Source organism: Streptomyces sp. NPDC088910 (assembly GCF_044749865.1).
Taxonomy (GTDB): domain Bacteria; phylum Actinomycetota; class Actinomycetes; order Streptomycetales; family Streptomycetaceae; genus Actinacidiphila.
On record NZ_JBIVIV010000007.1, the window covers coordinates 47671 to 70034 of the forward strand.

Annotated in this window: 23 protein-coding genes; 17 read left to right on the forward strand and 6 right to left on the reverse strand. The window is 71.8% G+C overall.

Annotated features, from left to right (window positions below; genetic code table 11):
* Window positions 1-143 precede the first annotated feature (143 nt).
* Entirely contained in the window at window positions 144-692 is a 549-nt protein-coding gene (locus ACIP4Z_RS17500; protein WP_401308997.1) for an isochorismatase family protein, read from the forward strand.
* A 131-nt stretch (window positions 693-823) separates the two neighbouring features.
* Here the strand turns inward: ACIP4Z_RS17500 and ACIP4Z_RS17505 are convergent, their stop codons facing one another.
* Window positions 824-1594 (reverse strand): GDSL-type esterase/lipase family protein, encoded by a 771-nt coding sequence (locus tag ACIP4Z_RS17505; RefSeq protein ID WP_391123983.1) that lies wholly within the window; start codon window positions 1592-1594, stop codon window positions 824-826.
* Window positions 1595-2164: 570 nt separating this feature from the next.
* Between ACIP4Z_RS17505 and ACIP4Z_RS17510 the strand changes: the two genes are divergently transcribed.
* Window positions 2165-2572 (forward strand): nitroreductase/quinone reductase family protein, encoded by a 408-nt coding sequence (locus ACIP4Z_RS17510; RefSeq protein WP_391052078.1) that lies wholly within the window; start codon window positions 2165-2167, stop codon window positions 2570-2572.
* A gap of 21 nt (window positions 2573-2593) precedes the next feature.
* Here the strand turns inward: ACIP4Z_RS17510 and ACIP4Z_RS17515 are convergent, their stop codons facing one another.
* Window positions 2594-3124 carry a MarR family winged helix-turn-helix transcriptional regulator gene (locus ACIP4Z_RS17515; protein ID WP_401309000.1) on the reverse strand — a complete coding sequence of 177 codons (531 nt, stop codon included), beginning with the start codon at window positions 3122-3124 and terminating at the stop codon, window positions 2594-2596.
* Window positions 3125-3164: 40 nt separating this feature from the next.
* On the opposite strand from ACIP4Z_RS17515, the gene ACIP4Z_RS17520 reads away from it, so the two are divergent.
* Complete coding sequence (locus ACIP4Z_RS17520) at window positions 3165-4106, forward strand: EamA family transporter (RefSeq protein WP_401309003.1); 942 nt, start codon at window positions 3165-3167, stop codon at window positions 4104-4106.
* Here the strand turns inward: ACIP4Z_RS17520 and ACIP4Z_RS17525 are convergent.
* Entirely contained in the window at window positions 4084-4938 is an 855-nt protein-coding gene (locus tag ACIP4Z_RS17525) for a hypothetical protein (protein WP_401309006.1), read from the reverse strand. The genes ACIP4Z_RS17520 and ACIP4Z_RS17525 overlap by 23 nt on opposite strands.
* On the reverse strand, window positions 4935-5705 hold the full coding sequence (locus tag ACIP4Z_RS17530) for an SDR family oxidoreductase (protein ID WP_355340578.1): 771 nt from the start codon (window positions 5703-5705) through the stop codon (window positions 4935-4937). Before ACIP4Z_RS17530 ends, ACIP4Z_RS17525 begins: the two co-directional genes overlap by 4 nt.
* Window positions 5706-6361: 656 nt before the next feature.
* Between ACIP4Z_RS17530 and ACIP4Z_RS17535 the strand changes: the two genes are divergently transcribed.
* From ACIP4Z_RS17535 to ACIP4Z_RS17555, 5 genes are all read left to right on the forward strand, one after another.
* On the forward strand, window positions 6362-9253 hold the full coding sequence (locus ACIP4Z_RS17535) for an alpha/beta fold hydrolase (RefSeq protein ID WP_401309009.1): 2892 nt from the start codon (window positions 6362-6364) through the stop codon (window positions 9251-9253).
* The gene (locus tag ACIP4Z_RS17540) at window positions 9250-10209 is read left to right on the forward strand and encodes an NAD-dependent epimerase/dehydratase family protein (protein WP_401309012.1); all 960 of its coding nucleotides are present in this window, start codon (window positions 9250-9252) and stop codon (window positions 10207-10209) included. Before ACIP4Z_RS17535 ends, ACIP4Z_RS17540 begins: the two co-directional genes overlap by 4 nt.
* Window positions 10196-10597 (forward strand): nuclear transport factor 2 family protein, encoded by a 402-nt coding sequence (locus tag ACIP4Z_RS17545; protein ID WP_355340569.1) that lies wholly within the window; start codon window positions 10196-10198, stop codon window positions 10595-10597. The genes ACIP4Z_RS17540 and ACIP4Z_RS17545 overlap by 14 nt, the downstream gene beginning before the upstream one ends.
* Window positions 10598-10610: 13 nt before the next feature.
* Window positions 10611-11576, forward strand: a complete 966-nt coding sequence (gene pheA, locus ACIP4Z_RS17550; RefSeq protein ID WP_401309015.1) for a prephenate dehydratase — start codon at window positions 10611-10613, stop codon at window positions 11574-11576.
* Window positions 11577-11638: 62 nt separating this feature from the next.
* Window positions 11639-12673 (forward strand): methyltransferase, encoded by a 1035-nt coding sequence (locus ACIP4Z_RS17555; RefSeq protein WP_401309018.1) that lies wholly within the window; start codon window positions 11639-11641, stop codon window positions 12671-12673.
* Window positions 12674-12917: 244 nt separating this feature from the next.
* Here ACIP4Z_RS17555 and ACIP4Z_RS17560 read toward each other — a convergent pair whose 3' ends face one another.
* Complete coding sequence (locus ACIP4Z_RS17560) at window positions 12918-13859, reverse strand: LysR family transcriptional regulator (RefSeq protein ID WP_355340561.1); 942 nt, start codon at window positions 13857-13859, stop codon at window positions 12918-12920.
* 142 nt (window positions 13860-14001) lie between these two features.
* Between ACIP4Z_RS17560 and ACIP4Z_RS17565 the strand changes: the two genes are divergently transcribed.
* The 4 genes from ACIP4Z_RS17565 (at window position 14002) to ACIP4Z_RS17580 (ending at window position 16504) form a co-directional block, all read left to right on the forward strand.
* Window positions 14002-14937 (forward strand): LLM class flavin-dependent oxidoreductase, encoded by a 936-nt coding sequence (locus tag ACIP4Z_RS17565; RefSeq protein ID WP_391123843.1) that lies wholly within the window; start codon window positions 14002-14004, stop codon window positions 14935-14937.
* The gene (locus tag ACIP4Z_RS17570) at window positions 14934-15467 is read left to right on the forward strand and encodes a hemerythrin domain-containing protein (RefSeq protein WP_355340555.1); all 534 of its coding nucleotides are present in this window, start codon (window positions 14934-14936) and stop codon (window positions 15465-15467) included. Before ACIP4Z_RS17565 ends, ACIP4Z_RS17570 begins: the two co-directional genes overlap by 4 nt.
* A gap of 46 nt (window positions 15468-15513) precedes the next feature.
* Window positions 15514-15867 (forward strand): DoxX family protein, encoded by a 354-nt coding sequence (locus ACIP4Z_RS17575; RefSeq protein WP_401309023.1) that lies wholly within the window; start codon window positions 15514-15516, stop codon window positions 15865-15867.
* A 160-nt stretch (window positions 15868-16027) separates the two neighbouring features.
* The gene (locus tag ACIP4Z_RS17580; protein ID WP_355340549.1) at window positions 16028-16504 is read left to right on the forward strand and encodes a cupin domain-containing protein; all 477 of its coding nucleotides are present in this window, start codon (window positions 16028-16030) and stop codon (window positions 16502-16504) included.
* Window positions 16505-16713: 209 nt separating this feature from the next.
* Here ACIP4Z_RS17580 and ACIP4Z_RS17585 read toward each other — a convergent pair whose 3' ends face one another.
* Window positions 16714-17304, reverse strand: coding sequence for a hypothetical protein (locus ACIP4Z_RS17585; protein ID WP_223186742.1), 591 nt, complete (start codon window positions 17302-17304; stop codon window positions 16714-16716).
* Window positions 17305-17410: 106 nt separating this feature from the next.
* On the opposite strand from ACIP4Z_RS17585, the gene hemL reads away from it, so the two are divergent.
* From hemL to ACIP4Z_RS17610, 5 genes are all read left to right on the forward strand, one after another.
* Window positions 17411-18718, forward strand: a complete 1308-nt coding sequence (hemL, locus tag ACIP4Z_RS17590; protein WP_355340546.1) for a glutamate-1-semialdehyde 2,1-aminomutase — start codon at window positions 17411-17413, stop codon at window positions 18716-18718.
* On the forward strand, window positions 18715-19344 hold the full coding sequence (locus ACIP4Z_RS17595; RefSeq protein ID WP_355340543.1) for a histidine phosphatase family protein: 630 nt from the start codon (window positions 18715-18717) through the stop codon (window positions 19342-19344). The genes hemL and ACIP4Z_RS17595 overlap by 4 nt, the downstream gene beginning before the upstream one ends.
* A 198-nt stretch (window positions 19345-19542) precedes the next feature.
* A complete protein-coding gene (locus ACIP4Z_RS17600) occupies window positions 19543-20880 on the forward strand; it encodes a hypothetical protein (RefSeq protein WP_355340540.1) in 1338 nt (445 codons plus the stop codon).
* An 83-nt stretch (window positions 20881-20963) separates the two neighbouring features.
* Window positions 20964-21572, forward strand: a complete 609-nt coding sequence (locus ACIP4Z_RS17605) for a redoxin domain-containing protein (RefSeq protein ID WP_391051954.1) — start codon at window positions 20964-20966, stop codon at window positions 21570-21572.
* A gap of 1 nt (window position 21573) precedes the next feature.
* Complete coding sequence (locus ACIP4Z_RS17610; RefSeq protein ID WP_355340534.1) at window positions 21574-22362, forward strand: cytochrome c biogenesis protein CcdA; 789 nt, start codon at window positions 21574-21576, stop codon at window positions 22360-22362.
* The last annotated feature ends 2 nt before the right edge of the window (window positions 22363-22364 follow it).

The window sequence follows — 22364 nt, forward strand, 5'->3', positions numbered from 1 at the left end:
GGCGGGGGTTACGGTGGCGGAGACCGACACGGAGCGTGACGCCCGACGTGACGCAGGACGTGACGCAGGACGTGACGCAGGACGTGACGCTCTGTGCGACGCAGGGCGTGAGCAGAACGGCGCGTGAGCAAGGGGGAAAGACCATGACCACTCTCAAGAACCGGCCGCACACCGCACTCCTCGTGGTGGACTCGCAGGTGGGCGTGCTCGACGGCTGCCATGAACGGGACGCGGTGGTCGCCAACATCGCCGCGCTGGTCGCGCGGGCGCGGGAGAAACAGGCCCCGGTGGTCTGGGTCCAGGACTCCGGCGAGGACCGGACGAAAGGCAGCGAGCCGTGGCGGATCGCGCCGGAACTGGGCGCGGACGACGCCGAGCCGCACATCGACAAGGTGTACGGCGACTCCTTCGAGGACACCGACCTGGAGGAGGTCCTGGCCGGTCTCGGCGTCGGGCGCCTGATCGTCGTCGGCGGCCAGACCGACGCGTGCGTCCGCTCCACGCTGCACGGCGCGTTCGTGCGGGGATACGACACGACGCTGGTCGGGGACGCCCACACGACGGAGGATCTGACCGAGTGGGGCGCGCCGCCCCCGGCCCAGGTGATCGCCCACACCAATCTCTACTGGAGCTTCCAGGCGGCCCCCGGCCGCACGGCGGGGACGGTCGCGACGAAGGACGTCGAATTCTGAGGCCGCCGCGGCCGAGACGTGCGTACGCGAAGGCCCCCTGCCCGGTGGGGGGTTGAGCGGGCGGGGGGCCTTCGGCCGGGTCGGGGCGGGCGTCAGTCGTTGGCGTCAGTCGCGGGCGTCAGTGGTTGGCGTCAGTCGTTGGCGTTGAGCACCGGCAGGTAGCCGCTGGAGTGGCCGGTCGCGGTCGGGTGGTACGACTCCCAGCTCGGCGAGATGACCAGCGAGTGGAGGTAGGCGTCGCCCGAGCACAGCTCGTGGCCCTTGAACGTCGAGCGGACGTCGCCGAAGGAGAAGCCGTGCGCGGCGGCGCGGGCCGCGGTGGTGGTGTCGAGCACGTCGGCGGCCTCGTCGATCTTGGCGTGCTTGGTGGCGCTGAGGCCGACGCAGAAGGTGTTGAGGGTGTACATGTCGGGGTAGCCCAGGACGACGACGTGCGCCGAGGGGGCCTTGGCGTGGATCGCGTTGTAGACCGCGTCGAGGCGGGCGGGCAGCGTGTTCCTGACGAAGTTCTCCGCCGTGTTCACCCGGTTGACGCAGTCGCTGTCGGAGCCGGTCACGCAGGCGGTCATGACGTCGGAGAAGCCCGCGTCATTGCCGCCGATGGTGATGGTGACCAGGCCGGTGGAGGAGTTGAGCGGGCCGAGCTGGTTGTTCAGCACGTCCGAGGTCACCGCGCCGGAACAGGCGGTGTCGGCGAAGGAGGACGGGGCGTGCGCGTTCTTCCACAGGTATGGGTAGGCGCTGAAGCTGCGGTGACAGTCGCCGCTGGCGCTGTCGTAGTTTCCCGCGCCGTTTCCGGCCGAGTACGAGTCGCCCAGGGCGACATAGGCGGGGCCTGCGGCGTGGGCCGGGCTGACGCCCACGAGGGCCAGGGCGGCGCCCATGACCAACGTGGCCAGCATGGAGAGGGACTTGGTGCGGTTCACGGAACCTCCATCGGCGGGACGATCGCTTCAGCGATCACTTCAGCAACGAGTTGCGCCGGGGTGCGCTGAGGTGGGCATGTCAAGATGGCTCTGAGCGGTAGACCGCGATGGCGGTGACGGTGGGGGGTGAGGGTGGGGGGTGTGGGGGTGAGTGGGGGGACGGGGTAACGCTCTGATCTCTGGCTGCACAGGGTGTGGCATCAAGCGGCTCCAGCGTCAACGGCCCTGCTGTCGTAAGGATCTACGCGCGAAGAACGCCGCGGGAATCATCCCCAATGATTTGGCTCCGCCAAACATGCTCACGTCAACCCACACCACATCAGCACCATCCCGCCATCCGGCGACGGTTCCGTGTCCACCCTGTGCAACCCCGCCCCGGCCGGGCGCGTCCGCCGGAGGCGGGGGGGTTGCCGAGGGGGCGGCGGTGGCTCGTCGGGCGGGGCGCCCGCGCCCGCCCTGTGCACCCCCGCCCCGGCCGGGGGTGCCCGCCGGAGGCGGGTGGGGGGTAGAAGTGGGGGTGTTGGGTTGGTGCGGGTGGATGAGGGAGTGGTGGGTGTGGCGGGTCGTGGGCTGGTGGTCTGGGGGCAGCGGTGGGTGGTGAATCCGGTGGCGCGGCGGACGGCGGCCTTCACGCCGGGGGCGGCGGTGGTGGAGACGACCGGGCGGGTCAGCGGGAAGCCGCGGCGGACGCCGGTGGGGGGTGCGCTGGAGGGGACCACCTTCTGGTGGGTCAGCGAATTCGGCCGGCAGTCGCAGTACGTGCGGAACATCGAGGCGGACCCGCGCGTACGCGTACAGATCAAGGGCAAGTGGCACGCCGGTACGGCCACCCTCGTGGACGACGACGACCCGCGTGAGCGGCTGAAGCGGCTGCCGAAGTTCAACAGCGCGGCGGTCCGGGCGTTCGGGACCAACCTGCTCACGATGCGCGTCGACCTCGACCCGGAGGACTGAGTCCGCCACGGACCGGCCGGGTCACTCGCCGGGCGGTTCGACCCGGGCCAGCCACTTCGTCAGCAGGGCTTCGAGCTGCGCGGCCTCGTCGCCGGTCAGGGCGCCCAGCAGGCGGCGCTCATTGGCCATGTGGGCCGTGAAGGCGCGGTCGATGACCTCGCGGCCGTGCGCGGTGAGCGCGACCACCCGGCCGCGGCCGTCGAGTTCGCTGGGGCGCCGGGTCGCCAGACCCGCGCGCTCCAGGCGGTCGATCCGCTTGGTCATCGCGCCGGTCGTGACCATGGTGTGCTCGGCCAGCTCCGAGGGCGCCCGCTCGAAGGGGGCGCCCGCGCGGCGCAGCGCGGCCAGTACGTCGAAGTCGCCCTCGCCGAGGCCGTGTTCGCGGTAGACGACGCACAGTTCGTCGGTGAGGCGGCCCGCGAGCCGGTGCAGCCGGCCGATGACGCCCTGCGGCCGTACGTCCACGTCCGGCCGTTCGCGGGCCCACTCCCGCTGGATCCGGGCGACGTGATCGAGCGGTTCGGGCGAGTCCAGCGATCTGCGTGCGCTCATGCCCTCCACAATACCTTCCGAGGAAGCTACATTAGCTTCCATGGAAGCTAATGTGCGGTGGTCCCTCGTCACCGCCGTCGCCCCGGTCGCCTGGGGCACGACGTACTACGTCACCCGCGAGGCGCTGCCCGCCGACTACCCGCTGTACGGCGCGGTGCTGCGCGCCCTGCCCGCCGGGCTGCTCCTGCTGGCGGTCCGCAGGCGGGTGCCGCGCGGCGCGTGGTGGTGGAAGTCGCTGGTGCTCGGCACGCTCAACATGGGCGCGTTCTTCGCGCTCGTGTACGTCGCCGCGCAGCTCCTGCCGACCAGCGTCGCGTCCACCGTCATGGCCACCTCGCCCGTCGTGATGACGCTGCTCGCCTGGCCGCTGCTGTCCGAGCGCCCGCGCGCGCTGCCGCTGCTCGGCGCCTGCGTCGGCATCGCGGGCGTGTGCCTGATGGTGCTCGACGGCTCGGACGGCATCGACCCGCTCGGCCTGCTCGCGTCCGTCGCCGCCATGACGATGTCCTCGATCGGCTACATCCTGGCCAAGCGCTGGGGCGGCGCCGTGGACGTCCTGTCCTCCACGGCCTGGCAGCTCGTCGCGGGCGCGCTCGTCCTGCTGCCGGTCGCCGCCGCGGCCGAAGGCGCGCCGCCCGCCCTGGACGGCCGCGCGCTGCTGGGCTTCGGCTACGTCACCACGGTCGGTACGGCCGTCGCCTTCGCCGCCTGGTTCACCGGGCTGCGGCACCTCACGGCGGCCGGGGTCGGGCTGATCGGCCTGCTCAACCCGGTCACCGGCGTCCTGCTCGGGACGCTGGTCGCGGCCGAGACGCTGGGCGGGCAGCAGTGGGGCGGCCTGGCGCTCGTCCTGGCCGGTGTCCTGATCGGGCAGCCGGTGACGGCGCGGGCGGTACGGCTCGCGCGCCGCGTACGCCGTGCCCGCAGGGAACGTCATGAGGGCGACACGCGGCCCGCGGCTACTTCCGGAGCACGCCCATGATGTTCCGCGCCGTCTCGATCAGCGCGGGCTGGTACTGGACGAGGTCGGGGGAGAGCGGATAGCCGCCCCCGTCGAGGCCGTTGATGGTGTCCTCGGAGACGTTGACGTCGCTGTAGGCGTTGAGGGTGAGCGAGATGACCGCGCCGCCGTGCAGGATCTTCAGCTCCTGGCCCTCGTCGCTGCGCGTGAGGAAGTACGCCTGGTCGCCGAGTCCCGGCACCGACGAGACCTCGCTCGCGGCCTGGAGGCTGCCGGTCATCATCCGCACCTGGTCCTCGAACTCGACGCGGGGATCGGTCTTTTTGTGCAGGTCGACGGCGACGGCGACGATGTAGGACATCGTGGCGCCCCGCGCGTACGGCGCCTGGGTGGAGAAGTCGCACGCGACCTGGTCGAGGGCGGGGCCGAGGTGCTGCATCGCGGGCGACGACGTCTCGGGCGTCTCCACCGAGAGCTTCCCCGGGCTGTTGGCCCGGACGGCGGCGGTCAGCGGCTGGAGGGTCGGGCCCTCGCAGGGGCTGTCGGCGATGTGGTAACCGTGCAGGTCCGGCAGGTCGCTGTGGCCCCGGTCGTACACGAACAGGCCGCCCGCCCACAGCGCGGAGGTGACGACGGCCGCGCCGAGCACCCACACCCACGGCGGTCGTACGCGGGAGGCGGCGGCCGGAGGCGGGGGCGGGCCGCCCTCGAAGTCCACGACGAGGTCGGCCGTGCGGCCCGAGGAGCCGGGACCGTCGGCCGTATCGGCGGCGTCGGGCGTGCCGAGCACCCCGTAGTCCGGCTCGCCGCGCTCGTGGGGTCCGCCGCCCGTCAGCTCCGGCTCGGATATCACTGCGGCTCCTCGCGGTGCACCTTGTAGTTGCTGGCCTGCGCGCGCGGGCGCAGCACCAGGAGGTCGACGTTCACGTGCGCGGGCCGGGTCACCGCCCAGGAGACGGTGTCGGCCACGTCGTCGGCGGTCAGCGGCTCGGCGACGCCCGCGTAGACGGCGGCGGCGCGGTCGGCGTCACCGCGGAAGCGGGTCAGGGCGAACTCGTCGGTACGCACCATGCCGGGCGCGATCTCGATGACGCGCACCGGCTTGCCGTTCAGCTCCAGGCGCAGCGTCTCGGCGATCACGTGCGCGCCGTGCTTGGCGGCCACGTAACCGCCGCCGCCCTCGTACGTGGCCAGGCCCGCGGTCGAGGACAGCACGACGACGGTGCCGTCGCCGGAGGCGGTCAGCGCGGGCAGCAGCGCCTGCGTCACGTTGAGCACGCCCAGCACGTTGACCTCGAACATCGCCCGCCAGTCGGCCGGGTCCGCGGTGGCCACCGGCTCGGTGCCGACGGCGCCGCCCGCGTTGTTCACCAGGACGTGCACCGGCGGGTACTGGTCCAGACCCGCCGCGAACGCGTCCACGGCCGCCCGGTCGGTGACGTCCAGCCCGTACACGGACGCCGAACTCCCCTGCTCCGTCAGCTCCTTGGCCAGCGCTTCCAGCCGGTCCGCGCGGCGCGCGGTGAGCACGACATGGAAGCCCGCCTCGGCGAGCTTGCGCGCGGTGGCGGCTCCGATGCCGCTGCTCGCGCCGGTGACCACTGCGGTACGGGGGCTCATGTCGTGCTGCCTTCCACGGACGGTGCCTGCTCGGTTCTGCTCCGGGGCCCCGGGCTCTGCTGTGGCCAGAGCCCTGCTGGGTGTTTTCCCTGGGCAGCAGCAGCATAAGCGGCCGGTTGTCCGGTACCGGGCGGCGCGGGTCGGCGGCGGTACGCGCCGGGCAGAGTCGGATCGCGGCGGGTCGGATCGGGGTGGGGCGGATCGAGGTGGGTGGGGGCCGCCGGGGGTGCGGGGGGGTCGGCGGGTGGCGCTGTGCGGTCGGGCGGGTACGTCACGTGTTTTCGGCCAGCGCCGCCGCGTTGTGGCTCATCTCACGTGGAGCGCCGCCAACTGCGGAATTCATGCTGCGCGGCAGTCGCGTCAGGCTGCTTTGAGCCATGTCGCCCTGGCCGCCTTGAATGCGCGGTGAGCGACCTCCTAAAGTTCAACCATCGACCTCACCCAGCGTTTCCGGAAATAATCCGCGCTGGCCGGTTCTCTCAATGTCGAGTGTTTCCGGCAGTTTGCCTGAGGTACCTCCTTCGTTACCCCTGTGCTACATCGCTACGGTGTCGGCGCCATGCCTTCGCCGGTCAACTGTGCTGCTCAGAGGCTTGCTTGCTGACACGGATTCCCTTGGTGAACCGGACAGTGCGACGAAAGGACCCGGCACAGTCATGTCCAATGCGCCGCGATTACGCGAGGCTTCGGAAAATCCCGCCGCCGACGAGAACGTCCGCAATATCGCGCACCTGCTGCTGCGCGCCGCGGAAAAGCACCAGGACTCGGGCATCCGCTACTGTCACGGAATGGCCGGTGAATCCACCCGGCTCCAGACCTACCCGCAATTAGTGGACGACGCGCGCCGGTCGCTCACCGGACTGCGCGCACACGGGCTGCGCGCGGGCGACAAGGTCGCGCTGCTGGTGGAGCGCCCGCACGAATTCCTCACCGTCTTCTGGGCCTGCCTGCTGGGCGGCCTCGTGCCCTGCCCGCTGGTGCCGCTGCGCGGCGACCCGGAGCGCTGGGCGGCCCAACTGGCGCACGTCGACCAGTTGCTCGACAAGCCGCTGCTGATCGCCGACGAGGCGCTGGCCGCCGAACTCCCGCGCGTGCCGGGTCTGTCGGCCGTACCGCTGGAAGGGCTGCGCGGCCACGAGCCCGCCGCGGAGCTGTACGACGCGGAGCCCGGTGAGCTGGCGCTGCTGGTGCTGACCTCGGGCTCGACCGGCAACTCCAAGGCCGTGATGCTCACCCACGCCAACCTGCTGGCGTCGATGGCGGGCAAGAACGGCTTCCACCGCCTCACCCCCGCCGACACCTCGCTGAACTGGGTGTCCTTCGACCATGTCGCGGCGCTGCTGGAGTGCCACCTGCTGCCGCTGTACGCGGGGGCGCTCCAACTCCACGTCGAGCCGCAGGTGGTGCTCAAGGAGCCGCTGGACTTCCTGCGGCTGCTCTCCCGCCACCGGGTCACCATGACCTTCACGCCCAACTTCCTGCTGGGCCTGGTCAACGCGGCCGTGAGCGGGGCGTCCTCGGTCACCGAGGGCGCGAGCGGCGGCGAACCGCTCGACCTGTCCCGCCTGCGCCACATCATCAGCGGCGGCGAGGCCATCGTGTGCGCCACCGGCCGTACCTTCCTCGACGAACTGGCCCCGTACGGCCTGTCGTCCTTCGCGCTGTGGCCCGCCTTCGGGATGACCGAGACGTGCGCGGGCAGCGTCTACTCCACCGGCTTCCCCGAGCTGGACGCCGGGCAGGAGTTCGCCAACCTCGGGCTGCCCGTGGAGGGCCTGGCCATCCGGGTGGCGGACGAGGAGACCCACCGGCCGCTGGCGGAGGGGCAGGTCGGTGAACTCCAGCTCCGCGGGCCGATGATCACCGGCGGCTACTACAACAACGGCCAGGCCACCGCCGACGCGTTCACCGCCGACGGCTGGTTCCGCAGCGGCGACCTCGGCCGGATCGACGGCGGACGGCTCACCCTGGTGGGCCGCAGCAAGGACAGCGTCATCGTCAACGGCGTCAACTACTACAGCCACGACATCGAGACCGCCCTGGAGCAACTGGACGGCGTCGCCCGCTCGTTCGTCGCCGCCTTCCCCACCCGCGTGCCCGGCGCCGACACCGAACAGCTCGTCGTCGCCTTCCACCCCGAGATCCCCGCGGCCGACGAAGCCGGACTCTTCCGGCTGCTCACCGCCGTCCGCTCCACCGTCGTCATGCACTGGGGCTTCCGCCCCGCGCTGCTGCTGCCGCTGCCCGAGAGCGCCTTCCCCAAGACCAGCCTCGGCAAGATCCAGCGCTCCCTGCTGCGCAAGCGCCTGGAGAACGGCGACTTCGCCGCCGCCACCGCGGCCGTACAGGAACTGACCTCGCGTCAACTCGGCGGCTACACCGCGCCCGAGGGCGAGACCGAGTGGCAACTGGCCGCGATCTACGCCGAGATGTTCGACACCACCGCCGACCGGATCAGCGCCACCGCCAGCTTCTTCGACCTCGGCGGCACCTCGCTCGACATCCTGCGGCTGCGGCTCAGTGTCGCTCGGCGCCTCGGCGTCGCCGACCTCCAGATCATCACCGTGCTGACCGCCCCCACCGTCCGCGACCTGGCCGCCAGGATCACCGCCGACCTCGCCGCCGGGGACACCACGACCGGCGAGCGGCCGTACGACCCGATCGTCCCCATGCAGCTCAGCGGCGGCAAGACCCCGCTGTTCTGCGTGCACCCCGGCGTCGGCGAAGTCCTCGTCTTCGTCAACCTCGCCAAGTACTTCGTGGCCGACCGGCCCTTCTACGCGCTGCGCGCCCGCGGCTTCAACCGCGGCGAGAAGCCCTTCGCCACCTTCGCGGAGATGGTCGCCGCCTACGTGGACGCGATCCGCGCCAAGCAGCCGCACGGGCCGTACGCGGTCGCGGGCTACTCCTACGGCGGCGCGGTCGCCTTCGAGATCGCCAAGGTCCTTGAGGCGCGGGGCGAACGCGTCGACTTCGTCGGCAGCTTCAACCTCCCGCCGCACATCAAGTACCGCATGGAGGAACTGGACTTCGTCGAGACCGCCGCCAACCTCGCCTTCTTCCTGGCCCTGATCAACAAGAAGCAGTCGCTGGAGATCCCCGGCACCCTGCGCGGGCTGCCCCGCGAACGGCAGCTCCAGCACTTCATCGACATCGCCCCCGCCGACCGGCTCGCCGAACTCGACCTGACGGCCGAGAAGTTCGCCGCCTGGGCCGAACTCGCCGACGGCCTCACGGACCTGGGCCGCGGTTACCAGCCGAGCGGCACCGTCCGCTCGATGAAGGTCTTCTACGCCGTCCCGCTGCGCGGCACCAAGCAGGACTGGCTGGAGAACGAACTGCGCCGCTGGGACGACTACACCACCGGGCCCAACGACTACATCGACGTACCGGGCGAGCACTACACGCTGATGGGCCCGCAGCACGTCGCCGCCTTCCAGGCCATCCTGCGCAGGGAGTTGGACCGCGCCATGGGGGACGGTGGCGCAGGCGCAGGCGCAGGCGCGGAAACCGACACCGACACCGACACCGGGGACGTGACAGCGTGAAGGGCAAGAAGATCCTGGTCACCGGCGGCACGGGGCAGGTCGCCAGGCCCGTCGCCGAAGCGCTCGCCGCCGACAACGACGTCTGGTGTCTCGGCCGCTTCGGGACCCCCGGCGTCGCCGCCGAACTCACCGCGAGCGGCATCACCACCTTCCGCTGGGACATGGACGACCTCGGCCCCGACACCCTCAAGGGCCTCCCCGACGACTTCACCCACGTCGTCCACTCCGCCGTCCGGCGCGGCGAGGACGGCGACTTCAACGCGGCCGTCGCCGTCAACTCCATCGCCGCCGGGCGGCTGATGACCCACTGCCGCAGCGCCGACGCCTTCCTGTACGTGTCCACCGGCGCGCTCTACGCCCGCCAGACCCTCGACCACCGCTACACCGAGACCGACCCCGTGGACGGCAAGGCCGACTGGCTGCCCGCGTACCCGGTCGGGAAGATCGCCGCCGAGGGCACCGTGCGCGCCTTCGGCCAGGTGCTCGGCCTGCCGACCACCATCGCGCGGCTCAACATCGCCTACGGGCCCGGCGGTTACGGCGGCGTCCCGATGCTCTACTTCACGCGGATGCTGGCCGGCGAGCCGATCCCCGTGCCCGTCGAGGGCCAGAACTGGTGCTCGCTCCTCTACACCGACGACCTCGTCCGCCAGGTCCCGCGCCTGTGGGAGGCCGCCGCCGTCCCCACCACGCTCGTCAACTGGGGCGGCGACGAAGCGGTCGGCATCACCGACTGCGTGCGGTACCTGGAGGAGCTGACCGGGGTCACCGCCACGCTCGTACCGTCCGAAGTCACCCGCGAGACCTACCAGTTCGACCCGGCGCTGCGCCGCGAGCTGACCGGCCCCTGCGAGGTCGGCTGGCGCGACGGCATCCGCCGCACCCTGGCCGCGATGTACCCCGGGCACCTGCGCGAGCACAGCGCCGGGGAGGTGGGCGCCGGTGTCCGGGCGTAGCAACTCCGAGGCGGTCCGGGCCGCTTACCGCGCCTTCGCGGAACGCGACGTCGAAGGGCTGCTCGCGATCCTGCACCCGGACGTCGACTGGGTGCACCCGGACGGGATGGACACCTACGGGCTCGGCGGTACGAAGAAGGGGCACGCGGGCGTGAAGGAGTTCCTCGCCCACGTCCCCACCGTGCTGGGCGGAATGCGCCTGGAGCCGCTGGAGTTCATCGAGTCCGGCGACCGGATCGTGGTCTTCGGCATCCGGCAGGTCACCTCGCTGACCGGGCACACCGAGACCCTCCAGTTCGTCCACTCCTGGACGATGCGCGACGGCCGGGCCACCGCCATGGAGGACATCTTCGACACCGTCCTCTTCCACCGCCTCATCGAGAGCTGAGGGAGCGGCCCTCATGAGGTACGCCTATCTGGGGCCCGAGGGCACCTTCACGGAGACGGCGCTGCGCTCCGCGCTCGGCACGCGGGTGCCGGGACCGGGACCGGGACCGGGGTCGGGGCCGGTGCCGGTGCCGGGGCCGGTGTGCGAGCCGTATCCGACCGTCGCCGACGCCCTGGAGGCCGTACGGCGCGGCCACTGCGCCGCCGCGATGGTGCCGGTGGAGAACTCCCTGAAGGGCGTGGTCCCCGCCACCCTCGACGGCTTCGCCGCCACCGACGACCTGCACATCGTCGGCGAGACCGAACTGCGCGTCAGCTTCGCGCTGTTGGGCCTGCCCGGCGCCACTCTCGACGGCGTCGAGCGGGTCCGCAGCCACCCGCACGCGCTCGCCCAGTGCGGGCGCTGGCTCGGCCTGAGGCTCCCGAACGCCGTGACGGAGGCCGCCGGTTCGACGGCGGGCGCCGCCCGCGACCTGGCCGGGTCCGGCGACCCGCGCGTCGCGGCCGTCGCGGCGCCCGCCGTCGCCGAGCGGTACGGGCTGCGCGTGCTCGCCACCGACATCGGCGAGCGCGAGAACGCCGTGACCCGCTTCGTCATGGTCCGCCGCGCCGGGGTGCCGCCCGCCCGCACCGGCCGGGACCGTACCTCCCTGCTGGTGTCGGCAGGCGACGGCACACCGGCCGCGCTGCCCGGGATCCTGTCCGTCTTCACGGCGGGACGCGTCAGCCTCGCGTGGGTCCAGGCGTGGCCGACCGGGCTGCGCCTGGGCGACTACCGCTTCTTCGTGGACGTCGAGGGCCACATCGACGACCAGCGGGTCCGCCACGCCGTCGCCGCGCTCTCCGAGGTCGGGGCGCGGGCCAGCTTCCTCGGGAGCTATCCGCGCGCGGGGGCTCGCGCCACCGCCGTTACGGCTGCCACGGCCTTCAGGCGCCGGGTGCCGCTGCCGTCACCGCCCTTCCCCGCCGTCGTGCTGTGACCCCTGTGGCCCCTGTGACCCACCCGCCCGCGCCCCGTACCCCACCCCAGGAAGGACACGCCGTGAGCACTGCGTCCCGCCCGCCCGTCGGCAACCCCCAGGACCGGCTGGTCCAACTCGGCCTCGGATTCTGGCAGTCCAAGGTGCTGCTGACCGCCGTGGAGCTGGGGGTGTACTCGGACCTCGCCGCCCACGGCCCGGCCGACGCGTCCGCGCTCGCCGCCCGCCTCGGTCTGCACCCGCGCGGCGCCCGCGACTTCTTCGACAGCCAGGTCGCGCTCGGCCTGCTGGAGCGGACGGACGGGGTGTACGCGAACACGCCCGACACGGCGGCCTTCCTCGACCGCGCCCAGGACACGTACATCGGGGGCCTGTTGGAGATGGCGCAGGAGCAGTGGTACCAGTCCTGGGGGCACTTGACCGAGGCGCTGCGGACCGGTGAGCCGCAGAACAACGTCGGGGGAGCGGACGGCAATCCCTTCGATGTCCTGTACGCCGACCCGGAGTTGACCAGCCGCTTCCAGAAGGCGATGACCGGCGGTTCGCTCGCCGCCTCGCAGGCGCTGGCCGCCGCCTTCGCCTGGGCGGACGTCACGACCGTCGTCGACATCGGCTGCTCCGAGGGCATCCTGCTCAACACCGTACTGACCGCGCACCCGCACCTGCGCGGCACCGGTTTCGACCTCCCGGCCGTCGCGCCCACCTTCCACGAGACGGTACGGCGCGCCGGGCTCGGCGACCGGCTCCGGTTCGAGCCCGGCAGCTTCCTCACCGACGCCCTGCCCACCGCCGACGTCGTCGTCTTCGGCCGCGTCCTGCACGACTGGGACCTCGACACCAAGCGGATGCTCCTGAAGAAGGCGTACGAGGCCCTGCCGGACGGCGGCTCCGTCGTCGTCTACGAGTCGATGATCGACGACGACCGCCGCGTCAACGCCTTCGGCCTCCTCACCAGCCTCCACATGCTCCTCGAAAGCCCCGGCGGCTTCGACTACACCGGCGCCGACTGCGTCCGCTGGCTGGAAGAAACCGGCTTCACCTCCTGCTCCGCCCAACCCCTCGACGGCCCGGTCGCCCTGGTAACCGGCCACAAATAGCCCTCCGGGCGGGCGTGCGCCGTCCGGCCCGCAGCCCAATCGGCCCCCGCGCCGCGCGCGCCGCGCGACCGGCCTCAGCGGGCCCCTGCGGGCCGCGCCGCCCGCGCGGGCGCGCTGAGGCGCCGGCCTCGATGCCTGCCCTGGCCTGTCCGGCCTCGGGGCGGACGGCTGACCGGGCCGGGCACGAGCGGCCTGCGGGGGGGCGTCGAGGTGCCGGGCTCGGTCTCGCCGGCCGGGGCGGCGGTCAGTGGGGGGTGGGGGCTGCGGGGGTCGGGGGGCGGGTGTTGACCAGGGACCTCACGGCAGTGAGCACGGCCGAGATCGAGGGGCAGGCGATCGTGCCGGTGCGGGCCACGAGGGTGACGTGGCGGGTGAGGGTGAGGGCGGCGGGGGTGACGCGGACGACGGGGAAGCCGGGGCGGTCGGGGACCAGGTCGGGGACGAGGGCGACGCCCCAGCCGTGGGACACCAGGCCGAGGACGGCCTGCATGTCGTCGGTCTCGGCCACGGCGTCCGGGGCGAACCCGGCGCCGTGGCAGGCGTGCAGGGTCAGCCGGCCGAGCGCCGAGCCCTCGTCGTAGATCCAGGGGTCACGGGCGAAGTCGGCCAGCGGCAGAGGCTTCCCGGCCCCGCCCTGTTCCGCGAGCGGGTGGCCCGGCGGCACCGCCAGCCGGATGCGGTCGCCCGCGACCGGCTCCTCGGTCAGCCCCGGCACGTCCGGCTCGGGGATCTGGTCGTAGCGGGAGGCGACGACCAGGTCGAGCTGATTGAGCCGCACGGCCTGCCGGGCCTCGCTCCTGCGGACGTCGTGCAAGGTGATCCGGAGGTTGGGATGGTCGCGCCGCAGCCCGGCCAGCACCGGCACGAGCAGCGCCGGGCCCTCGTGGAAGGGCATCCCGACCCGCAGGTCGCCGTAGACCTGTCCGCTGAATTCCAGCAACTCCGATTCAGCGGTCTCCAGTTGGGACAGGATGTCCTCGCCGTGCCTGACCAGCAACCGGCCGACGGCGGTCAGCGTCGCCTTGCCGTTCGTCCGGTCGAGCAGCGGCACCCCGGTCTCCGCTTCGAGCGCCGACAGGTGCTGGGAGACCGCCGACCGCGTGTAGTTGAGCGCCTGCGCGGCCCCGGCGATCGAGCCCCGGGCCTCCACCTCGCGCAGCAGCAGCAGTTTCCGTACGTCCAGCACGCCGCAGTCCCCCCGCCCCGTGGCACCGTCAGTTTTCCTGACGCCCAGCGTCAATTACCGTCACGCCAACGGTACAGCGGGGGCCTACGGTCGACGGCTTTAATGACAACGACTTCACGCCGAACCCCCGGAGAGACCACTCATGTCCGAGCCCGTGACCGCACCCGCCCCGACGACCGCCGAGCGCGTCCATCCGCTGGAGTTCGGCATCGCGCTGAACCCGGAGGCCGCCCGGATCGACGAGCTGATCCGGCTCGCCGAACTCGCCGACAGCCGCGGCTTCGAATTACTCGGCCTCATGGACCACCCCTACATGGGCGCCGCCCTGGAGGCGTGGACGCTGCTGTCCGTGCTCGCCGCCCGCACCGAGCGCATCCGGCTCTTCCCCGACGTGGCGAATCTCCCGCTGCGCCCGCCGGCCATGCTCGCCAAGGCCGCCGCCTCGCTCGACCTGATCAGCGGCGGCCGGGTGGAACTCGGCCTCGGCGCCGGAGCCGCGGCCGACCACGGCGGAGGCGGCATGGGCGGCCCGCGCCGCTCGCCCAAGGTCGCCATCGACGCCCTGGAGGAGGCCGTCGCGGTCATCCGCCGGGTGTGGGCGGCCGGGGACGCCCCCGCCGCGTACGAGGGCGAGCACTACCGGCTGGAGGGCGTCGTCCCCGGACCCGCGCCCGCGCACCCGATCGGCATCTGGCTCGGCGCGTACCGGCCCCGGATGCTGGAGGTCACCGCGCGCCTCGGCGACGGCTGGCTGCCGAGCTTCCCCTACCTCGACCCGGCCGCGGTCATCGCGCTCAACCACCGCATGGACGAGGCCGCTTCGGCCGCGGGCCGCGCCCCGTCCGACGTCCGGCGGCTCTACAACATCATCGGCCGGATCGACGGAAACGGCGGCGCGCCCTTCAACGAGGGCAGCGCCGCGTGGACGGAACGGCTCACCGAACTGGTCCTCGACGGCGGCGTCAGCGCCTTCGTCCTGACCCCGATGGCCGACCACGCCCGGCAGATCGAGACCTTCCACGCCGAGGTCGTCCCGGCGGTCCGCGAAGCGGTGAGCAAGGAAGGCGCGAACCGATGAGCACGCCCCAGACCCCGGGTACGGGCGGCGGCGGTACGGCCACCACGCCCGCGGGCCGCGCCATGGTCAGTACGCTGCTCGGCGCGCACGCCGCCCTGCGCCGCGACCTGGACTCGCTCGGTCAGGCCCTGCGGCTGCTCGCCGCGAAGGACCCGGCCGCGCTCGGCGAAGTCCACGCCCGCATGGACGACTTGACGCTGCGTCAGGCAGCCTGGCAGCTCAAGTCGTTCTGCGACATGTACTGCCAGACGGTGCACGCGCACCACTCCATCGAGGACTTCCGGATCTTCCCCGCCGTGCTGCGCATCGCCCCCGAGCTGCGCCCGGTGGTCGACAGGCTCACCGCGGACCACCTGGCGCTCGGCTCGCTGCTCGACGCGATGATCACGTCGGTCGGCGCGCTGCCCGACGCCGACTGGGCCACGGCGCAGGACGCCGTGCAGGCGCTCGCCGACCACCTCGCGGCCCACCTGGACCTCGAGGAAGCGCACATCATCCCCCAGCTCGGCCGGCTGTCGAGCTGGATCTGACGGCCGTACGCGTCCCCGTAAGCCTTCCCCTCACCCCGGAGCCCCGATGTTCGCCGTCACCGTCGTGCTGTCCCTCGTCCTGGCGCTGGTCTTCGCCGCGCTCGGCACCTTCAAGGTGATCAACCACCCGAAGGCCGCCGAGACCGCGGAGCACCTGGGCCTGTCCCTGTCCCTCTCCCGCGCCATCGGCCTGCTCGAAATCGCCGCCTGCGGTGGCCTGTTGATCGGTCTGGCCTGGGCCCCGCTCGGCGTCGCCGCCGCGGCCGGCGCAATCCTGCTGCTGATCGGCGCCACCGGCACCCACCTCAAGGTCCACGACCCGGCACAGGTCGCCGCCTTCCCCGCCTTCCTCGCGGTGCTGTCGGTGATCACCCTGATCCTCCGCCTCAAGACGGCGTGACCGAACACGGCGTGACCCGAGACAGCGGGACCGAACACGGCGTGATCAAGACGCTGAAGACGGCCTGATTACGGTGCCGCCGCCCCCGCGGGGTACGGTCGCCGCGACGGTACGGCGTCCGCCTCCGCGGGCGCAGCCGTAGTGGCGCAGGAGGTGTCATATGGGTCTACGTCCGCGTACCGCGCATGAACTGAGCCTTGAGCCCCATCCCGGAGGCGGCTGGTACGGCCGGGTCTACACCTCACCGGTCGAGGTGCCCGTGCCGGGTCTCGACGGTGTCCGGCCGACCGCCGTACTGATCCACTACCTGCTCAGCCCGGGGGAGCGGTCGTCCTGGCACCGGGTGAGCTCGGACGAGCTGTGGCTGTGGCGGCGCGGCGGCCAGCTCCGGCTGCGCCAGGGCGGCACCGGCGGGGCCCCGGTGGAGAACGGCTCGGCGGAGGCTTCAACGACCTTGCTGGGACCGGGACATGACTATCCCGTCACCCATCTCCAGATGCTCGTCCCCGCGGGCACCTGGCAGTGCGCCGAGCCCGCGCAGAAGCACGAGGTTCTCGTGAGCTGTCTGGTGACGCCCGGCTCGGGCCTGGCCGACATCGAGCTGTACGAGGAGTCGGCGGCGCGCGCGGGAAATTGAGCGCTTGAGGGTGCGATATCCCGTATTGCGGGGGGTATTTGGCGCATGCAAGCCGTTGCGGTGATCCGCCAGTCACCAGTTGGCCGGAAACGCGCAATCCGGGCGGCCCGGAGAAGGCGCGCGGTGGCGCGGAGTCGGGCGCGAGTGTGCGGCGTAGGTCCGCGAAGGCGGGGAAGAACGAGGAAGACGCGAGAGGAAGGGGCGGCCGGTCAGGGCCAGACGAGACAGTAGAGCTGGTGACCGGACTCCTCGCAGCGGCGGGCGAAATCCTGCCATTCATGGAGCATCTGGTAGATCACGAACGCGTCTCTCGGACCGCGTCGGTCCGGCACGGTGGACCATATGAAGGCGGCGGCGCCCAGCGATTCCTCGTTGGCGGTGCGCAGCGGCTCGACGACCGAGTGCGGCAGCCGTACCACCGCGTAGTCCGGGTGCAGCACCACCAGTTCGAGCGGCGGGACCTTGGCGGGGGGTATGCCCTCGATGCCGGTGAGGACCATCGCGGCCATCGTCTCCGGCTTGACCTTGGTGTACATGCCGTGGCCGAGTTCGTCGCCGCCGAGTTCCTCGGGGCGCATGGAGATCGGGACGCGTGCGGCGGTGGCGCCGTCGGGCGCACCGAAATACTTGTAGGTCACCCCCACTCGGCCACCCCTGCTCCTGCCCTCGCTCGCGGTTGAACGGTTTTCCGGTACACGGTCGGCGGGGTTCGCGGGACGGCGTCGCCTGCCGGTGGGACGGGCGCGTTCGGGCTCGTGCTCGCCCGGTCCTTCACCCGGTCCGCCACCGCGCTGCTGCATTCCACTACCCGACCATCCGCAGACCCAACCACGCAACCCGATCATCGTCTCAGATGCAGGGTTGAGACGTTGCCGCGCAACGCCAGGCATTTGAGAGCATGTGCGTGTGAGCTATCCGTACGAAGCACCAGTGTCCCAGGAACTCTTCGACCGCGCGGCGGCCGTGACACCAGGCGGTGTGAACTCCCCGGTGCGGGCCTTCCGCGCCGTGGGCGGCACGCCCCGGTTCATGGTGTCCGGCACGGGCCCCTATCTCACCGACGCCGACGGCCGCGAGTACGTCGACCTCGTCTGCTCGTGGGGACCGATGATTCTCGGCCACGCGCACCCCGAGGTGATCGCCGCCGTCCAGGCCGCGGTCACGCGCGGTACGTCCTTCGGCACACCCGGTGAGGGTGAGGTCGCGCTCGGCGAGGAGATGGTCGCGCGGGTCGAACCGCTGGAGCAGGTACGGCTGGTGTCGTCCGGCACCGAGGCCACGATGTCGGCGATCCGGCTCGCGCGCGGCTTCACCGGCCGGGCGAAGATCGTCAAATTCGCGGGCTGCTACCACGGCCATGTGGACGCGCTGCTGGCCGCCGCGGGATCGGGCGTGGCCACCTTCGGCCTGCCCGACACCCCCGGGGTGACCGGCGCGCAGGCCGGGGACACCATCGTGCTGCCGTACAACGACCTGGACGCCGTACGCGCCGCCTTCGCCGCGCACCCCGGCGAGATCGCCTGCGTGATCACCGAGGCGTCGCCCGGCAACATGGGCGTCGTCCCGCCGCTGCCCGGCTTCAACGCCGGACTCAAGCAGCTCTGCGCCGACGACGGCGCGCTCTACATCTCCGACGAGGTGATGACCGGCTTCCGCGTCAGCCGCTCCGGCTGGTACGGGCTCGACGGGGTGCGCCCCGACCTGATGACCTTCGGCAAGGTCATGGGCGGCGGTTTCCCCGCCGCGGCCTTCGGCGGCCGGGCCGACGTGATGAGCCGCCTCGCGCCCGCGGGCCCCGTCTACCAGGCGGGCACGCTCTCCGGGAACCCGGTCGCGACCGCCGCGGGCCTCGCGCAGCTCAGGCTCCTCGACGAGGCCGCGTACGCGCGCGTCGACGCGGTGTCGGTGGAGATCCGTGAGCTGGTCAGTGCCGCGCTGAGCAAGGAGGGGGTCGCGCACCGCGTGCAGACCGCGGGCAGCATGTTCTCCGTCTTCTTCACGGACGACGAGGTCCGTGACTTCGAGGACGCGAAGAAGCAGGAGGCATTCCGCTTCACCGGCTTCTTCCACTCGATGCTGGCGCAGGGCGTCTATCTGCCGCCCTCCGCCTTCGAGTCCTGGTTCGTGTCGACCACCCACGACGAGCGGGCCGTGGAGCGGATCGCCGCCGCGCTGCCCGCCGCCGCACGCGCCGCCGCGGAGGCCCACGCATGAGCGAGATGACCGTTGTCCACGTGATGCGGCACGGCGAGGTGCACAACCCCGACGGCATCCTGTACGGGCGCGCCCCCGGCTTCCACCTGTCCGAGCTGGGCCGCAAGATGGCCGACCGGGTCGCCGAGCACCTGGCCTCGCGCGACATCACCTACGTCGTGGCCTCCCCGCTGGAGCGCGCCCAGGAGACCGCCGCGCCCATCGCCGCCGCCCACGAGCTGGAGGTCGGCACCGACGAGCGGCTGATCGAGGCGGCGAACGTCTTCGCGGGGAAGACCTTCGGCGTCGGCGACGGGGCGCTGCGCAAGCCCGCGAACTGGAAGTACCTCACCAATCCCTTCCGGCCGAGCTGGGGCGAGCCGTACGTCGACCAGGTCGTCCGGATGACGGCCGCGCTGGCCGCCGCCCGCGACGCCGCCCGTGGGCACGAGGCCGTCTGCGTCTCCCACCAGCTCCCCATCTGGATCGCCCGCAGCTACGCCGAGCGGCGCCGCCTGTGGCACGACCCGCGCCGCCGTCAGTGCACGCTGGCGTCCCTGACCTCCTTCACCTACGACGGCGACCGCATCGTCTCCGTCGGCTACAGCGAGCCCGCGCGGGACCTGGTCCCCGCCCGGCTTCTCTAGGACTCGCCGCCCCGCGCCCCGGCCGGGGCGGACCCGTCCACTGGGCGAGTGAAGAACCGGAGCCACCCGAGGGAACCTCGGCAAGTTTTGCCGCATGCCGCGTAACCGCGAGGAACTTGTGAACGTCATGGTGGGTGACCACTTTTCTGCCCACTCGGCCGTCAGGCCGGAGAAGCCGAGAGACGGGACCGTTCCACGATGTGCGCCATGAGCCGCAGGACCCTGTTGACCACTAGCGCTGGGGCGGCGGCGGCCGGGCTCGGCGTCGCCGGCTGCGGCACGGGGAAGGGGGTGAGCGGCGGCGGAGCGACGCCGGTGGCGAGCAAGACCGGCGAGAAGTCGGGGGCGAGCGGCCGCCAGGCCCCGAAGAAGACCGTGACCCTCATCGGCGACGGATCGACGGCGTACACCGGGACGCAGCCCAACCAGCCCAGGCCCGAGCGGCTGGAGCCCGGCCAGGCGCCGCCGCAGTTCGTGATCTTCTCCTGGGACGGCGCGGGCGAGGTCGGCAACGGCCTCTTCCCCCGCTTCCGCAAGCTCGCCGAGAACCACGGCGCGTCCATGACCTTCTTCCTGTCCGGGCTCTACCTGCTGCCGGAGGGCAAGAAGCTCCAGTACGCGCCGCCGAACAACCGGCAGGGCGCCTCGGACATCGGCTACCTCACCGACCAGCACGTCCGGATGACGCTGGACAACATCCGGCAGGCGTGGCTGGACGGCCACGAGATCGGCACGCACTTCAACGGTCACTTCTGCGGCGGCAGCGGCACCGTCGGCCGCTGGACGTCGACCGACTGGAAGAGCGAGATCGACCAGGCCAAGTCGTTCGTGAAGAGCTGGAAGACCAGCACGGGCTGGCACGACCAGGACCCGCTGCCCTTCGACTACGAGAAGGAGCTGGTCGGCGGCCGGACCCCGTGCCTGCTCGGCCAGGACAATCTGCTGCCGACCGCGAAGGCGCTCGGCTGGCGGTACGACGCCAGCTCGCCGGGCGGCAACCAGGTGTGGCCCTCCAAGCGCGGCGGCCTGTGGGACCTGCCGCTCCAGCTCATCCCGTTCCCCGGACACTCCTTCGAGGTGCTGTCCATGGACTACAACATGCTCGCCAACCAGTCGCACGCGGCCACCAAGTCCGACCCGGCCAACTACCCGGGCTGGCGCCGGCAGGCCACCGCCTCGTACATCGCGGGCTTCGAGCGGGCGTACTCGACCAACCGCGCGCCGTTCTACATCGGCAACCACTTCGAGCAGTGGAACGGCGGGATCTACATGGACGCCGTTGAAGAAGCGTTCAAGCACGTCGCCGCGGCCCGCGACAAGGCGAACAACGGCGACATCCGCATGGTGTCCTTCCGGCAGTACGTGGACTGGCTGGACGCGCAGGACCCGGCCGTCCTGGACAAACTCAGGACGCTGGAGGTCGGGCAGTCGCCCGCCGGCGGCTGGCGGGAATTCCTCGCCGCCCCCGCCGTGAGCAGCGGCGGGACCAGCAGCTCGGGCAAGGCGCCGGTCGGCGCCGGAACCGCGACTACCTGATCCTTACTTGGGGCAATTGCCGTTTTTGGGGTTGGCGTCGGGGGCGTGGAAGATCGCGCGAAGGCCCATGCGAAACTTTTCACATGAGTCCTACGCGCGCCCTCCGACGCCGCTTTCCCCGCAGTGCCGCGGCACTCGTCGGGGCCGCCGCGCTCGCGATGACGACGGCCGCCTGCTCGTCGACCTCGACCTCGGGGACCGACAACACCAACTTCATGGGCGGCACCGGCGAGATCAACGTCCTCAAGGCCGCCGACCGCAAACCCGCCCCCGACATCTCGGGCAAGACGGTCACCGGCGGCACGGACAGCCTGGCCGCGTACAAGGGCAAGGTCGTCGTCGTCAACATCTGGGGCTCGTGGTGCGCGCCCTGCCGCGCGGAGGCGCCGAACCTCGCCGAGGTCGCCAACGCCGACAAGGACAAGGGCGTGCAGTTCCTCGGCATCAACACCCGGGACCTGGACGTCTCCAACGCCGAACGCTTCGACAAGCGTTTCGAGATCCCGTACCCCAGCCTGTACGACCCCTACGGCTCGCTGATCCTGCGCTTCCCCAAGGGCAGCCTCAACCCGCAGAGCCTGCCCGCCACCCTCGTCATCGACCGGCAGGGCAAGCTCGCCGTCCGCGCGCTGAAGCCGCTCAGCGTCGAGGACCTGCACCGGATCATCGACCCGCTCATCGCGGAGAAGTGACGTGCAGGCAAGCGCCGCCGCCGCGGTCGTCACCCTGAGCGCCGCGACCGACCCCAACCAGACGGTGCTCACCGGGGCGCTGCTGGCCGCCATCCCGATCGCCATGTTCGCCGGGCTGATCTCCTTCTTCTCGCCCTGCGTCCTGCCGCTGGTCCCCGGCTATCTGTCGTACGTGACCGGCGTCACCGGCACCGACCTCGCCGAGGCCAAGCGGGGCCGGATGCTGCTGGGCTCGTCGCTGTTCGTGCTCGGCTTCAGCGCCCTGTTCGTCTCCGGCGGCGCCCTGTTCGGCAACTTCGGCGCGCAACTGCTCGTGCACCGGCAGATCCTCTCCAAGATCTTCGGCGGCCTCACCATCGTCCTCGGCCTGGCCTTCATGGGCATCGTCGGCGGCCTGACCCAGCGCGAATTCCGCTTCCACTACCGGCCCGCGCTGGGCCTGGCCGGGGCGCCGGTGCTCGGTCTGCTCTTCGGCCTCGGCTGGGCGCCCTGCGTCGGCCCCACTCTCGGCGCCGTCAACGCGCTGGCCTTCAACGACGCCAGCGCGGGCCGCGGGGCGCTGCTGATGGCGTTCTACTGCGCGGGCCTCGGTGTGCCGTTCATCGTGGCCGCCATAGCTTTCCGTCGTACGCTCGGCGCGTTCGCGTGGGTCAAACGCCACTACGTGTGGGTGATGCGCGCCGGCGGCGCGATGCTCGTCGCGGTCGGCGTCCTCCTCGTCACCGGCGTCTGGGACCACATCACCTACCAGATGCAGATCTGGTCGAGCAGCTTCACCCCAGGGGTCTGACC